The organism is Streptomyces sp. NPDC059398 (assembly GCF_042751845.1).
Classification (GTDB): Bacteria; Actinomycetota; Actinomycetes; order Streptomycetales; family Streptomycetaceae; genus Streptomyces.
In genome coordinates, this window is sequence record NZ_JBHYWP010000009.1 from 40,601 (window position 1) to 55,125 (window position 14,525).

At 71.8% G+C, this 14,525-nt stretch carries 13 protein-coding genes; 6 read left to right on the plus strand and 7 right to left on the minus strand.

What is annotated here, in order from left to right:
* Positions 1-46 precede the first annotated feature (46 nt).
* Positions 47-910 (plus strand): class I SAM-dependent methyltransferase, encoded by an 864-nt coding sequence (locus ACFXBC_RS05535; RefSeq protein ID WP_385018990.1) that lies wholly within the window; start codon positions 47-49, stop codon positions 908-910.
* 79 nt (positions 911-989) lie between these two features.
* Here the strand turns inward: ACFXBC_RS05535 and ACFXBC_RS05540 are convergent, their stop codons facing one another.
* The 3 genes from ACFXBC_RS05540 to ACFXBC_RS05550 all read right to left on the minus strand — a co-directional run bounded on the left by ACFXBC_RS05540 (position 990) and on the right by ACFXBC_RS05550 (position 5,972).
* Positions 990-1,826, minus strand: a complete 837-nt coding sequence (locus tag ACFXBC_RS05540; RefSeq protein WP_385018992.1) for an aldo/keto reductase — start codon at positions 1,824-1,826, stop codon at positions 990-992.
* A 234-nt stretch (positions 1,827-2,060) separates the two neighbouring features.
* The gene (locus tag ACFXBC_RS05545) at positions 2,061-3,857 is read right to left on the minus strand and encodes an AMP-dependent synthetase/ligase (RefSeq protein WP_385019090.1); all 1,797 of its coding nucleotides are present in this window, start codon (positions 3,855-3,857) and stop codon (positions 2,061-2,063) included.
* A 585-nt stretch (positions 3,858-4,442) separates the two neighbouring features.
* Positions 4,443-5,972, minus strand: coding sequence for an MFS transporter (locus ACFXBC_RS05550; RefSeq protein ID WP_385018994.1), 1,530 nt, complete (start codon positions 5,970-5,972; stop codon positions 4,443-4,445).
* A gap of 137 nt (positions 5,973-6,109) precedes the next feature.
* Between ACFXBC_RS05550 and ACFXBC_RS05555 the strand changes: the two genes are divergently transcribed.
* Positions 6,110-7,099 (plus strand): Lrp/AsnC family transcriptional regulator, encoded by a 990-nt coding sequence (locus ACFXBC_RS05555; RefSeq protein ID WP_385018997.1) that lies wholly within the window; start codon positions 6,110-6,112, stop codon positions 7,097-7,099.
* Positions 7,100-7,225: 126 nt separating this feature from the next.
* Positions 7,226-7,966, plus strand: coding sequence for a class I SAM-dependent methyltransferase (locus tag ACFXBC_RS05560; protein WP_385018999.1), 741 nt, complete (start codon positions 7,226-7,228; stop codon positions 7,964-7,966).
* A gap of 102 nt (positions 7,967-8,068) precedes the next feature.
* On the opposite strand, the gene ACFXBC_RS05565 is transcribed toward ACFXBC_RS05560, so the two are convergent.
* Positions 8,069-8,935, minus strand: a complete 867-nt coding sequence (locus ACFXBC_RS05565) for a LysR family transcriptional regulator (RefSeq protein WP_385019001.1) — start codon at positions 8,933-8,935, stop codon at positions 8,069-8,071.
* Between the two features lie 146 nt (positions 8,936-9,081).
* Here ACFXBC_RS05565 and ACFXBC_RS05570 point away from each other — a divergent pair, with 146 nt between their 5' ends.
* Positions 9,082-10,104, plus strand: a complete 1,023-nt coding sequence (locus ACFXBC_RS05570) for a bile acid:sodium symporter family protein (RefSeq protein WP_385019003.1) — start codon at positions 9,082-9,084, stop codon at positions 10,102-10,104.
* Here ACFXBC_RS05570 and ACFXBC_RS05575 read toward each other — a convergent pair.
* Complete coding sequence (locus ACFXBC_RS05575) at positions 10,094-11,020, minus strand: zinc-binding alcohol dehydrogenase family protein (protein ID WP_385019005.1); 927 nt, start codon at positions 11,018-11,020, stop codon at positions 10,094-10,096. The two genes, ACFXBC_RS05570 and ACFXBC_RS05575, sit on opposite strands and share 11 nt — an antisense overlap.
* A gap of 83 nt (positions 11,021-11,103) precedes the next feature.
* Here ACFXBC_RS05575 and ACFXBC_RS05580 point away from each other — a divergent pair, with 83 nt between their 5' ends.
* Positions 11,104-11,571, plus strand: a complete 468-nt coding sequence (locus tag ACFXBC_RS05580; protein WP_385019007.1) for a MarR family winged helix-turn-helix transcriptional regulator — start codon at positions 11,104-11,106, stop codon at positions 11,569-11,571.
* A gap of 12 nt (positions 11,572-11,583) precedes the next feature.
* On the opposite strand, the gene ACFXBC_RS05585 is transcribed toward ACFXBC_RS05580, so the two are convergent.
* Positions 11,584-12,246: a hypothetical protein gene (locus ACFXBC_RS05585; protein ID WP_385019009.1), complete on the minus strand. Its 663-nt coding sequence runs from the start codon at positions 12,244-12,246 to the stop codon at positions 11,584-11,586.
* Positions 12,247-12,365: 119 nt separating this feature from the next.
* Positions 12,366-13,205 carry a formate dehydrogenase accessory sulfurtransferase FdhD gene (gene fdhD / locus ACFXBC_RS05590; protein ID WP_385019011.1) on the minus strand — a complete coding sequence of 280 codons (840 nt, stop codon included), beginning with the start codon at positions 13,203-13,205 and terminating at the stop codon, positions 12,366-12,368.
* A gap of 301 nt (positions 13,206-13,506) precedes the next feature.
* On the opposite strand from fdhD, the gene ACFXBC_RS05595 reads away from it, so the two are divergent.
* The gene (locus ACFXBC_RS05595; protein ID WP_385019014.1) at positions 13,507-14,445 is read left to right on the plus strand and encodes a beta-ketoacyl-ACP synthase III; all 939 of its coding nucleotides are present in this window, start codon (positions 13,507-13,509) and stop codon (positions 14,443-14,445) included.
* Positions 14,446-14,525 lie beyond the last annotated feature (80 nt).

The window sequence follows — 14,525 nt, forward strand, 5'->3', positions numbered from 1 at the left end:
GCAACGCAGTTCCCGTGTCCGGCGGCCGGCGGTGCACCCTGGCCCCATGAGCCACCACCACGACACCACCGAAATCGACTGGGACGTCATGGCCCCGCTCCTGGAGCGGGCCGCCGAGCTGAACCGGCCCGTACACCAGCGCGCGGCGGCCTGGATCGCCGAACAGCTCTCCGTTGGCGGCGTCCGCCGGATCCTCGACGTCGGCAGTGGGCCGGGAGTTGTCACCTGTCTGCTCGCCGAGGTCTTCCCGTACGCGGAAGTGGTCGCAGTCGACGCATCCCCGGCCCTGCTCGACCGTGCCCGGCAGCGGGCGGCGCGCACCGGCCTGGACGGCCGGGTTCATACTCTCCGGGCCGAACTCCCGCAGGACATGGGGGAGTTGGGGGGCGCCGATCTGGTATGGGCGGGTAACTCGCTGCATCACATCGGTGACCAGCGCGCCGCGCTCCGGGGCTTCGCCGGGCTGCTGCGCCCCGGCGGCATCCTCGCCGTGGCCGAAGGCGGCCTCACCGCACGTCATCTGCCGCGTGACACCGGCATCGGCAGGCCGGATCTGGAGGCGCGGCTCGACGCGGCCGGGGCCGAGTGGTTCGAGGAGATGCGGGCGAAGCTGCCCGGCTCGCGGCGCGAGGTCGAGGACTGGCGCGCCCTGCTCACCGCGGCGGGCCTCACACCGTCCGGCACCAGGTCGTTCCTGCTCGACATCCCCGCACCGCTGCCCGGCGCCGTACGCGAGCAGCTCGTCGCGCACTTCACCCGGCAGCGCGAGATCTTCGCGGACCGGCTCACCGCGGAGGACGCCGCCGCCATCGACGTCCTGCTGGCCCCGGAGGACCCGCGGGGGCTGCTGCTGCGCGACGACACCTATCTGCTGACGACCCGCACGGTGCACACCGCACGCCGGGGCTGATCCGCCGCACAACGGGCAACGCCGACATGGCCGCCCGCACCGGTGCGGTGCGGGCGGCCATGTCGCGGAACGGGCCGGGTCAGGTGCCGAGGGCCATGGTGGCCGGGTCGGCGCCCAGCCGCTTGCCCTCGTCGAGTGCGGCGATGGCCGCCAGGTCGTCGGCGTCCAGCTCGAAGCCGAAGACGTCGATGTTCTCCCTGATCCGCGACGGGGTCACGGACTTGGGGATGACGACGTTGCCGGTCTGCAGATGCCAGCGCAGCACCACCTGGGCGGCGCTGCGGCCGTGCTTCTGCGCGATGGCGACGATGGTCGGGACCTCCAGCAGCCCCTTGCCCTGGCCGAGCGGGGACCAGGCCTCGGTGTGGATGCCGTGGTCCGCGTGGAAGGCACGCGACTCGGCCTGCTGGAGCTGCGGGTGGAGCTCGATCTGGTTGAGGGCGGGGACCACGGAGGTCTCGCCCAGCAGCCGCTTCAGGTGCTCCGGAAGGAAGTTGGAGACACCGATGGACTTGGCGCGGCCGTCGGCGTGGATCTTCTCGAACGCCTTGTACGTGTCCACGTAGGCGTCCTTGGAGGGGACCGGCCAGTGGATCAGATACAGGTCGACGTAGTCGAGGCCCAGCTTGGACAGCGAGGTGTCGAAGGCGCGCAGGGTCGAGTCGTAACCCTGCTCGGCGTTCCACAGCTTGGTGGTGACGAAGAGTTCGTCACGCGCGATTCCCGATGCGGCGAGCGCCTTCCCTGTGCCCTCCTCGTTGCCGTAGATCGCAGCGGTGTCGATGCTGCGGTAGCCGGCCTCCAGCGCGGTACCGACGGCCTTCGTGGCCTCGTCGTCGGCGACCTGCCAGACCCCGAAGCCGAGCTGCGGCATCCGGGCGCCGTTGTTGAGGGTGATGAAGGGGACCTTGCTCACGAGCGGTCGACTCCTCTTGGTGCGTGATGGGTGAGTACGTCATCGGTTGATACGCCTTTGGTCAACGATCACACGGAGCGCCCCATTCCCGCCCCGCCGCCGGGGAAATCCCCTCACGGGCATCTCGGGCATCGCGGGCATCAGGGACACCCGGTCACGGTGGCGGGCGCCTCAGCGGCAGGGCGGCCCGGCTCCGGAGCGCCTCGGCGGCAGGGCGGCCCGCTCCGGAGCGCCTCACCGGTAGAGCGCGTCGACCTCTTCGCTGTACGCCGTCTCGATCGCCTTGCGCTTGAGTTTCAGCGACGGGGTGAGCAGGCCGTGCTCCTCGGAGAACTGATGGGCGAGGATCCGGAACGTCCGGATCGACTCGGCCTGCGAGACCAGGGTGTTCGCCGCCACCACGGACCGCCTGACCTCCATCTCCAGATCCGGGTCGCGCACCAGGGCGGCCGGTTTCATCGGCGGTTTGCCGTGCAGCGAGAGCCAGTGCGCGACCGCCTCCTGGTCGAGCGTGACGAGCGCAGCGATATAGGGGCGGTCGTTGCCCACGACCAGGCACTGGGCGACCAGGGGATGGCCCCGTACCCGCTCCTCAAGACCGGTCGGCGAGACGCTCTTTCCGCCGGAGGTCACCAGGATCTCCTTCTTGCGGCCGGTGATGGTGAGATATCCGTCGTCGTCCAGCGAGCCCAGGTCACCGGTGGAGAGCCAGCCCTCGTGGAGTACGCCGTCGGTGGCCTTGGGGGAGTTGAGGTAGCCGCCGAACACGTTCCGGCCGCGCACCCACACCTCGCCGTCGTCGGCTATGTGCACGGTGCCACCGGGGATCGGCTGGCCGACCGTGCCGTAGCGGGTGCGCTCGGGCGGATTGGCGGCGGCCGCCGCCGTCGACTCGGTGAGTCCGTACCCTTCGTAGATGGAGACGCCGGCGCCCTCGTAGAAGAGACCGAGCCGCCGGTCCATCCCCGAACCACCGGACATCGCGTGCCGCACCCGGCCGCCCATCGCCTCGCGCACCTTCGCGTAGACGACCTTCTCGAAGAACTGGTGCTGCATCCGCAGACCCGCCGACGGGCCGGGGCCGAGCCCGAACGCCTTGTGCTCCAGGGCCTCCGCATAGCGCACCGCCACCTCGACGGCCTTGTCGAAGGGGGCGGCCTTCCCCTCGGTCTCGGCCTTGCGGCGGGCCGCGTTGAAGACCTTCTCGAAGATGTAGGGCACGGCGAGGATGAAGGTCGGGCGGAAGGCGGCCAGGTCGGGCAGGAGCGCGCGGGCCGCCAGCTCCGGCTGGTGGGCCAGTTTCACCCGGCCGCGGACGGCCGCCACCTCGACCATCCGGCCGAATACATGGGCGAGCGGCAGGAAGAGCAGCGTCGACGAGGTCTCACCGCGCTTGGAGCGGAACACCGGCTCCCAGCGGGCGACCATCGTGTCGGCCTCGTACATCAGATTGGCGTGGGTGATCACACAGCCCTTGGGGCGACCCGTGGTGCCGGAGGTGTAGATGACGGTGGCGACGGAGTCCGAGGTCACGGACTGCCGGTGGCGGTGCACCACGTCGTCGTCGATGTCGGCGCCCGCCGCGAGGAGTTCGTCGAGGACGCCCGCGTCCAGCTGCCAGAGCCTGCGCAGCGCGGGCAGCCGGTCGATCACCGAGCCGATGGTCATGGCGTGGTCCTCGTGCTCCACCATGCACGCGCTGACCTCCGAGTCGTACAGCATCCAGAGGACCTGCTCGGCGGATGACGTCGGGTAGACGGGGACCGACTGGGCGCCCACGGACCAGAGGGCGAAGTCGAAGAGCGTCCACTCGTAGCGGGTCCGGCACATGATCGCCACCCGGTCGCCGAACCGCACTCCGTCGGCGAGCAGCCCCTTGGCGAGTGCGAGCACCTGGTCCCGGAATTCGCCGGCCGACATGTCGTACCAGCGCCCGTCCTCCTTCCGGCCGAGCGCCGGCCGGTGGGGGTCGTCATCGGCGTGCTCGAACACGACGTCCGCCAGTCCGCCGACCTGGGGCGCCGTCACTATGGGTGGGACAGTGAACTCGCGCAAAATGACCTGCTCCTATGTGACGCTCCGCACAGCGCCGTGACGCTACCCCAACGCGGGACCCGGCGTTCGATGGGTCCAGTGACCGGTTTGCGGTGATACCGCGAGGTTCCGCAGGGGGTTCGGCAGGTGAAATGTACCCACCTGGGGAAGGGTTGGGCACCCTCCTGACCGAACGGTAAGTTCCGCGAGGTGGAATCTCCACGGAATCTGTACCGAGCAGGCACGGAGGCCGCTCAACCCCTGTGACCTGCGGGGGTTGCGCGGGGCGGGGCATTCCGCCGACCGCAGCGTCCTGTGATGTGGCTGTGATCCCACTGTGATCACGGGCGGGGCGGGGGCGGATCCGGCCCGGTGGCGGCGGATTCCGGGCCGATGGCGGCGGATTCCGGGCCGATGGTGGCGCCGGGACGCACGGAGGGTGCCCGCACGGATCGTGCGGACACCCTCTGTATCTCATGGCGATGTCTCCCGGCGACCTCAGGGCACCGTTTCCGGCCACGCCGACTCACCGGGACGTGGTCACGGGGACGTGGCTACCGGGACGTGGTCACCGCAGCACGGTCACCGGGACGCGGCGACCGCAGGCTCGTCGGCGCGCACCGGCGGCCGCTCGTCCTGCCGCCCGTTCTGCCGCTCGCCGGGGCCGGTGGCGGGACGCAGGAAGGCCAGAACCGCGGCCCCGGCGACCAGGCCCAGGATGCCCGCGACGAGCGCGGCGCCATTGAGCCCCGAGGCGAAGGCGCCGTGCAGCGTGGCATCCGGGATCCGGGAGCGCAGCGCGGAGGCCCCGCCGCCGGCCAGGACATGGGCCGTGGAGTGTGCCGCCGCGGAGGGACCGGGCAGTGCCCCCTCCATCTGCGAGGTCAGTACGGTGCCGAACACCGCGACGCCCAGCGCGAATCCGAGCTGGCGGAAGGTGTTGACCGCGCCGCCCGCCATCCCCGCGTTGCGCGGCGGTACGGAGGCGAGAGCAGCCCCCGCGAGCGCGGGCGACACCAGCCCCACGCCGATCCCGGCCAGCACAAGACCGGCCGACAGACCGGTCCAGTCCGACCCCGCGTCCAGCGTGGCCTGGGCCAGTGCCCCGGCGCCGATCAGGACGAGACCGCCGCCGATCACGAGCCGGGGCGACCTGCCGTGCAGCAGCCGTCCACCGACCGCCGCCACCACGAACGAGGCCACGGCCAGCGGCAGTACGGCGAGCCCCGCCTTGACCGGACTCATCCCTAGCAGCGTCTGGAGCCAGATCGAGGTGTACGGAAGCACCCCGAACGCAGCCGCGTTGAAGGCGAGCGCGCCCACCATCACCACGGCGAACGACGGGCGGCGCAGCAGCCCCAGATCGAGCAGCGGATGCACGGCACGCCGCTCGACCAGCACGAAGGCGGCCAGCGCCACCACGGCGACGGCCACGGCCGCCCCGGTACGTCCGGAGGTCCAGCCCACGGTGTCCGCGCGGACCACGGCGAACGTCAGCGCCCCGGCGAACACCGCGAACGTCGCGGTACCGGCCCAGTCGACCCTGCGGTCCGACTGCCGCTGCGACTCGGTGACCGTGCGCAGCGTGATCCAGATGGCCGCCGCGCTCACCGGCAGATTGACGAAGAAGATCCACCGCCAGTCCAGCGACTGCGTCAGCACCCCGCCGAGCACCGGCCCGATCGCCGCCGCCGCACCGCTCACCGCGCCCCACACCCCGAGCGCCACACCGCGGTCCCGCCCCTGGTAGGCGGCGCCGAGCAGCGAGAGGGTCGTCGCGAACATGGCGGCGCCGCCCACCCCCTGGAGCCCGCGCATCGCGATCAGCATCGCCGGACTCGTCGAGAGACCGCAGGCCAGCGAGGCCAGGGCGAACAGGGCGGTGCCCGCCGCGTACAGCCTGCGCCGCCCGGTGACATCGGCCGCGGCCCCCGCGCCGAGCAGCAGCGCGGCGAGCGCCAGCGCGTAGATGTCGATCACCCACTGGAGATCGGAGAGCGAGGCCTTCAGCGAACCCGCCATGTCGGGCAGCGCCACGATCACGATCGTCACATCGAGCAGCAGCATGAAGGTGCCCAGACAGACCGCTATGAGCGGCCCCCACTTACGCATGTCGTTCTCTCCCTGTGCCGTGTTCCACGGCCTCTCGGTCCTGCTTGTGGTCCCCCGTACGATCGGATGGGCACGGCGGGATCCCCTAACCATGGTCGGATATTCGCCGGAAGCCGACATCTGAAGGGTGGCAAACCGTGGAATCGCATGACTTCGACGAGCTCGACCTCCAGCTGCTGCACGGGCTCGAAGTCAATGCGCGCGCCTCGTTCAGCAGGCTCGCGGCGGTCCTCGGCGTCTCCGACCAGACGGTCGCCCGCCGGTACCGGCGCCTGCACACCGAGGGCGGCCTGCGCGTGGTCGGGGTGCGCGACGCGGCGAGCCTCGGCCAGGACACCTGGATGCTCCGGCTGCGCTGCGCGCCCGACGCCGCCGACTCGATCGCCAGAGCGCTGGCCCGCCGCCCCGACACCGCCTGGATCGGACTCACATCGGGCGGCACCGAGGTGGTCGGCCAGACCAGCGCCCGCACCCGCGGTGAACACGAGGCCCTGCTCCTCGGAAAGCTCCCGCGCACCCCGAGCATCACGGAGATCAGAGCCCATCAGCTGCTCCACCGCTTCTACGGAGGCCCGGCCGGCTGGCTCGGCAAGAGCCGCGCGCTCACCGACGCGCAGGTCGCGGCGCTCCGCCCGGCCGATGCCGGGCGGGCGCCAGGCTCCGGCATCACCGCGGACGACGAGCCGATGGTCGCCGCACTGGCACGCGACGGCCGTGCCTCCTTCGCCGAACTCAGCAAGGCCACGGGCCGTTCGGAGTCGGCGGTGCGCCGCAGGCTCGACCAGCTGCTGGGCTCCGGCACGCTCTTCATCGATGTGCAGTTCGACTCCGAGCAGTTCGGGTACGGCATCGCCGCCCTGCTGTGGATCACCGCGGCCCCTTCCGCGCTGGACGCGGTCGGGCGCGCGCTGGCGACACACCGGGAGGTGGCCACCGCGAGCGCGGTATCGGGACCGTGCAATCTCTTCGCTGTGGTGGTCTGCCGCGACACCCCTGAGCTGTACGCGTATGTGAGCGCACGCCTCGGCCGGCTGGAGGGGGTCCAGCATGTGGAGTGCACCCCGATGCTGCGCCGGGTCAAGCAGCTCACGTACGAGGAGCGGCCCGCCGGGCGGACGGTTTCCTAGGTGTTCTGTTTGCTGGTTGTTCTGTCCGGGGGAGGTGCGGACGGAGCCAGGCCCGGACCGAGGCGAGGGCCGGCCAGTGCCCCCATCGTGTTGACCGCCCCCAGCAGCCAGTGCTGGACTCGGCACGTGGACAGCATCCCCGCCAACCGGCGGCTCTGGAACCGGATCAGCAGCGCCTACCAGCACGAGCACGACCCGCAGATCGGCGCCACGCCCCGGCTGTGGGGCATGTACTCCGTCCCCGACGCGCACCTGCACGCCCTGGGCGACGTCACCGGCAAGCGCGTACTCGAACTGGGCTGTGGCGCCGGCCAGTGGTCCAGGGCGCTCGCCGCCGAGGGGGCCACCGTGGTCGGGATCGACCTGTCCGAAGCCCAGCTCGCCGCGGCGGCCCGTGCGAGGGGAGCGGCCCGCTACCCGCTGGTGCAAGGCGCCGCCGAACAACTTCCCTTCGTCGCCGACAGCTTCGACCTGGTGTTCTGCGACTTCGGTGGGCTCAGCTGGGCGCCCCCGCACCTGGCCGTCCCGGAGGCCGCACGTGTCCTGAGCCGGGGCGGGCGCCTGGTGTTCAACGTCGCCAGCCCCTGGTTCGAAGCCTGCTACGACGAAGCCGCGGGCCGCGTGACCACGACGCTGCGGCAGGACTACTTCGGGCTGAACACCATCGCCGAGGGCGACGGCGCGACCAGCTATCAGCTCACCTACGGCGACTGGGTCAGGGTCCTGCGCGGCGCGGGTCTCCTCATCGACGACCTCATCGAGCCGCGGCCCGGACGCGGAACACCCAACGGCTACAACGAAACCGACCCACCCGACTGGGCACACCACTGGCCGGCGGAGTCGCTCTGGGTAACCCACAAGCCGTAGGTTCCGCCGCGCAAACCCTGGACTCCGCCGCGCCGGGACGTGAGGGCATTCCTTCACCGGTCCGTACGCCTGGACCTGGTGGTGTCACACCGGGCAGTACGCCTAAACCTGGTGGTGCAGCCGGTCGGCGCCCGTCAGGATCGCCGACGCCAGCGCGTCGGCGGCCTCCTGGGCGTTTCCGCCCTCCCGGCCGTGCAGCAGGACGAAGTCCACATCCCCGAGGTCGGGCAGCCCGGCCCTGGCCGGTACCTGGGTCAGCCCCGGCGGGATCAGGCCGCGGGTGTGCGCCATGATGCCGAGGCCCGCGCGGGCCGCCGCGATCAGCCCGCTGAGGCTGGTGCTCGTACAGGCGATGCGCCAGGCCCGGCCGTCCTCCTCCAGCACTTCGAGAGCGCGGGCGCGGGTGATGCCGGGCGGCGGGAAGAGGATGAGCGGCAGCGGGCGTTCGGGGTCGATGCGCAGCCGGGGTGCGCCGATCCAGACGAGGGTGGAGCGCCAGACGAGGCGGCCGTGGCTCTGGCCGCTCCGCCGTTTGGCCAGCACCAGGTCGAGCCCGCCCGCCGCCAGCTGCTCGTGCAGGGTGCCGGAGAGGCCGACGGTGAGTTCCAGATCCACCTCGGGGTGCTCGGTGCGGAACGACTCCAGGATCTCCGGCAGCCTGGTCAGCACGAAGTCCTCCGACGCGCCGAAGCGCAGCCTGCCGCGCGGCCGGGCGCCCGCGAAGAAGGCCGCCGCCCGCTCGTGGCCCTGGAGGATCGTACGGGCGAAGCCCAGCATCGCCTCGCCGTCCTCCGTCAGCTCCACGCTGTGGGTGTCGCGGGTGAACAGGGTCCGGCCGGTCGCCTCCTCCAGCCGGCGGACGTGCTGGCTCACCGTCGACTGGCGCAGGCCGAGGCGGTGGGCGGCCTGGGTGAAGCTCAGGGTCTGCGACACGGTGAGGAAGGTGCGCAGTTGCGCGGGGTCGTACATGATCCTGAGGTTATCGCGCTTCGTGATGTCAGTCAGAGTGGTATGCAGGATTCCCGATCAGAGGGATCGCGTGGACCATGGTCACGACACCTTCCGTACCCGAGAGTCCGTACCCGATGGTCCGTACCCGAGAGCAAGTGGAGACCATGAGCCGCCGAAAGCCGCAGCTTCCGTCCTGGCTGCCGATCGATCCGTACATCCTGGCCCTGATCGGTACCGTCGCCGTGGCGGCGCTGCTGCCGGCCCGTGGTGCGGCGGCCGACGTGGCGGGGGGAGCGTCCACCGGGGCGGTCGCCCTGCTCTTCTTCCTCTACGGCGCGCGGCTCTCCACCGCCGAGGCGGTCGAGGGGCTGAAGCACTGGCGGCTCCACCTCACCGTCCTGGCCTGCACCTTCGTCGCGTTCCCGCTGCTGGGTCTCGCGGCGCGCGGGCTGGTGCCGTTCCTGCTGACGCCCCCGCTCTACAACGGGCTGCTCTTCCTCTGCCTGGTCCCTTCGACCATCCAGTCGTCGATCGCCTTCACCTCGATCGCCCGCGGCAATGTGCCCGCCGCGATCTGCGCGGGCTCCTTCTCCTCGCTCGCCGGCATCGTCATCACCCCGGTCCTGGCGGCGCTGGTCCTGGGCAGCGGCGGGGGCGGCTTCTCCGCCGACTCGCTGCTGAAGATCGTGCTTCAGCTGCTGGTGCCGTTCGTGGCGGGGCAGTTGCTGCGCCGCTGGGTGGGCGGCTTCCTCGTACGGCACAAGAAGGTCCTCGGCTATGTCGACCGGGGCTCGATCCTGCTGGTGGTCTACGCGGCGTTCAGCGAGGGCATGGTGCGCGGTGTCTGGCACCAGGTGAGCTTCGTCCGGCTGCTGGGGCTGCTCGGGGCCGAGGCGGTGCTGCTCGCCGTCATGCTGGTGCTGAGCTGGTACGGAGCCAAGCGGCTCGGCTTCGACCGGGGCGACCGGATCGCCATCCAGTTCGCCGGTTCGAAGAAGAGCCTGGCGGCCGGACTGCCCATGGCGAGTGTGCTGTTCGGCGCGCAGGCGTCGCTGGCCGTGCTTCCGCTGATGCTCTTCCACCAGATGCAGCTGATGGTCTGCGCGGTGATCGCCAAGCGCCGCTCTCGCGACCCGCTGCCCGCCGGGGTGGAGCAACCGGTCCCGGCCGCGACCGCTACCCGGTGATCAGCACTACCTTGCCGAGGTTGGCCCGGGACTCGATGAACCGGTGGGCCAGCGCCGCCTCTTCGAGCGGGATCTCGGCGTGCACGGCGGCCCGCAGCCGTCCGCTGCGGTGCAGCTCCCACAGCTCGGCGCACCACTGCGCGTACAGCTCGGGCCGGTCCCTGGCGATGAGCGCCATCTGGAAGCCGATGACCGACTTGGCGCCGGTCAGCAGGGAGTACGCCTCAAGGGTGCCGCCGCCCGAACTGAACGCGACCAGCCGCCCGTTCGGCGCGAGGGTGGCGACCGCCGGGGCGAGCAGCGTCCCGCCGACCCCGTCCACCACGACGTCCACCGGCTCACCCCAGTCCGCTTCGTCGTACGTCACCACCGCGTCGGCGCCGAGCCCGCGCAGGAACTCCGCCTTCTCCGCGGAGCCGGTGGCGGCGACCAACCGTCCTGCGCCGTCCAGGCGGGCCAGCTGGAGCGCCAGATGGCCGACACCGCTCGCGGCAGCCGTCACCAGCACCGATTCGCCCGGACCGGTCCTGGCGGCATGCAGGGCGCCCCGGGCCACCAGGCCGCTGCGGACCAGGGCCACCGCGTCCACCGCACTCGCGTGCTCAGGGATCCTGGTCGCGAACGGCTCGCCCAGGACGGCAAGGTCCGCGTAGGAGCCCGCGAAGCAGAGGCCGGTCACCCGGTCACCGGCCGCGAAGCGGGTGACCCCGGCCCCGACGGCGGCGACCGTGCCCGCGATCTCGCCGCCCAGCGGCGCGGGGACGCTGCCCTCGCGCACCTTCCGTACGGAGGGCAGGGTCACCCCGATCGCCTCGGAGCGGACCAGCAGTTCGCCGGGGCCGGGTTCGGGGACGGGGGCCTGCTCCACGTACAGGACCTCGGGCCCGCCGTTCGTGTCGTACCGGACACGGCGCATGGGCACCTCCAGGTTTCATTGGGGCCCCCAACGGTATCCGATTTTCGTTGGGGGCCCCAATGGTTTTCCGTTAGAGTCGTCCCATGACATCCGAGACCTCTCCCGCGCTCGCCCGGATCACCGCACTGCCCAGCTGGCTGCTCGGCCGGGCGGCGGCCCGCGGCCACCGGCTGCTCGCCGACGCGTTCGCGGGGGAGGGGCTGCGGCTGCCGCACCATGTGGTGCTGACCGCCGTCGCGGCGCTCGGGCCCGTGTCCCAGGCGGAGTTGGGCCGTACGGTACGCATCGATCCCAAGGACATGGTCACGGTCGTCGGCGAACTCCAGGCCAAGGGCCTCGTCACCCGCACACCCGACCCCGCGGACCGGCGGAAGAACGCGATCGCCGTCTCGTCCGCGGGGCGCACCGCGCTGCACCGCCTGGAGGAGCTGGGCGACGCCGCCAACGACGAACTGCTCGCCCCGCTCGACCCGGCCGAACGCGCACAGCTCACCGCGCTGCTCTCCCGGATCGTGCACGCGCCGGACGCCCAGGACACGCGGGGCGCATGACGCCGCGGGCGGTCAGACGCGGCGCGGTGAGGCCAGCAGATAGGCGGCGCCCGCCCGCCGGTCCGTATGCGCCGAGGTCTGCCAGCCCGCCCGGTTCAGTGTCTCCGTGTAGGCCCAGGGAGCGGGCCCGTCCACCCGGACCGCCTCGGGCTGCGCCGACTCGCTCACCAGATAGCCATGGCAGCAGCCCGCCTCAAGTGCCAGTGCGACGGCCTGGGTCAGATGCGTACGCTCCCAGGCGCACGGCCGCTCCACCGAGCGGTCGGGGTTGGTGACCCGGCGCATCTCGACCAGACCGGCCCACGCGCTGCGCACCTCACGCTCCCGTACGGGGTCGGGGTCCGGCGTGGTGTCCCCGCCCCCGGCGGAGGAGCGGGCATGGAACACCCCGGGCGGGTCCACTCCCGTGGAGTCCGCTGCCGGGACCTGGTCCGGCCCCGGGACCTGGTCCGGCTCCGGCGGCGGGACCAGCCGGACCGGTTCGGCGGCCAGCCGCTCCCGCATCCGCTGCCCGGCAGGCGTCAGATAGTGCCGGTGCGGGGGCCGCGGATGGCGCACGGCAAGGCCCTGTGCGACCAGGGGCGCGAGAGCCGCCGCAGGGCCCCGGAGCAGTCCGGATCCGGCGTCGGCGGTCCGGATCGCCCGGCGCTGGGTCGCGGACAGCCGGTCGGTCATGCCCCTGACCGTACTGCCGCCGCACCGCGCGGGGAACAGCGTCCACACCGCGGCCGCACGGTGCGGGCAACAGGGTCCGCGGCTCTCGGCGGGGCGGGCCGGCTCAGACCCGGGCCGGCTCAGACCCCGGAGCGCAGGGCGATGCGCTCGTCACCCGTGTACACGTTCATGGAGGAGCCGCGGAGGAAACCGACCAGCGTGAGACCGGACTCGGCAGCCAGATCCACCGCCAGCGATGAAGGGGCCGACACCGCCGCGAGCACCGGGATACCCGCCATCACCGCCTTCTGGGCCAGTTCGAAGGAGGCCCGGCCCGAGACGAGGAGAACGACCTGGGAGAGCGGCAGCAGTCCGTTCTGCAGAGCCCGGCCGACCAGCTTGTCCACCGCGTTGTGGCGGCCCACGTCCTCACGTATGTCGAGCAGTTCGCCCTCGGGTGTGAAGAGCGCGGCAGCGTGCAGCCCCCCGGTCCGGTCGAACACCTGCTGCGCCGCCCGCAGCCGGTCGGGGAGGACGGAGAGCACATCCGGTTCGACCCGCACCGGCGGCGCGTCGGCGATCGGGAAGCGCGCGGTGGTCCGTACCGCTTCCAGGCTCGCCTTGCCGCAGAGCCCGCACGAGGAGGTGGTGTAGACGTTGCGCTCCAGCGTGATGTCCGGCAGCTCGACGCCCGGGGCCAGCCTGACGTCCACCACGTTGTACGTGTTCGAGCCGTCGGCGGTGGCCCCCGCGCAGTACACGATCGACTGGAGTTCGTCCGCCGAACCGAGCACTCCCTCGCTGACCAGGAAGCCCGCCGCGAGGGCGAAGTCGTCGCCGGGGGTGCGCATGGTGATGGCCAGGGCCTTGCCGTTCAGCCGGATCTCCAGCGGCTCCTCGGCGACCAGGGTGTCGGGGCGGGTGGTGACCGCGCCGTCCCTGATGCGGATGGTGCGGCGGCGTTCGGTGACCCGGCCCATGGGAATCAGTCCTACTCTTCGCTCGGTGCTGCGGCCCTCTCATTCTCCTGGACGGGGGCGGCGACCGCGGAGCGGGCACCGGGCATCCGGCCGAAAAGGGCGCGGCGCGGTACGTCCGGTAGCGGCGCAGTACTCCCGGTAGCCGTGCCCGTACCTGTGCCGTTCGCCCGTACGGCGTGCGGAAGTGATCCGAAGCCTCCAAGAGGGACGCCCGAATCCTGTTGCTTTACATGCCGTCGTACCGGTGAGTCGCTGACGAGACTGGAGGGCTCCTGACATCAGCAGCAGAGGGGTCCCGGGCATGACCGGAACACGCATCGCCGCACTCGGCCATTACCAGCCGGCCAAGGTGCTCACCAATGACGATGTCGCCGCCCTCGTCGACACCAGCGACGAATGGATCAGGACCCGGGTGGGGATCAAGACCCGCCACATCGCCGGTCCCGAGGAACCGGTCGACGAACTCGCCGCCCAGGCCGGGGCCAAGGCCCTCGCCGCCGCCGGACACGCACCGGGCGAGATCGACCTGGTGCTCGTCGCGACCTCCACGGCGATCGACCGCTCGCCCAACATGGCGGCCCGCGTCGCCGCCAAGCTGGGCATGGGCTCGCCCGCGACCATGGATGTCAACGTCGTCTGCTCGGGCTTCACGCACGCCCTGGCCGTCGCCGACCAGGCGGTACGGACCGGATCCGCCGAGCGGGCCCTGGTCATCGGCGCCGACAAGATGGCCGAGATCGCCGACTGGACCGACCGCTCCACCTGTGTCCTGGTGGGGGACGGGGCCGGCGCGGCCGTGGTCGAGGCCTGCGACGAGGACGGCATCGGCCCGGTGCTGTGGGGATCGGTCCCCGGGATGGGGAACGCCGTACGCATCGAGGGGACACCGCCGCGCTTCGCGCAGGAGGGGCAGTCCGTCTACCGCTGGGCCACCACCCAGCTGCCGCCGATCGCCCGCAGGGTCTGCGAGAAGGCGGGGGTCGCCCCCGATGAGCTGGCCGCCGTCGTCCTGCACCAGGCCAATCTGCGGATCATCGAGCCGGTGGCCGCGAAGATCGGCGCGGTGAACGCGGTGATCGCACGCGATGTGGTCGATTCCGGCAACACATCCGCGGCCAGTATCCCGATGGCCCTGTCCAAGCTGGTGGAGCGGCGGGAGATCCCGTCCGGCGCACCCGTGCTGCTCTTCGGTTTCGGCGGGAACCTCTCGTACGCGGGGCAGGTCGTGCGTTGTCCGTGACGGCCCGATGGGGCCGGTGACTGACGGGGCCCGGGGGCTAGCAGGAACCCGGGACCGGAGGGGGGCGCCGAAAGCGGGAA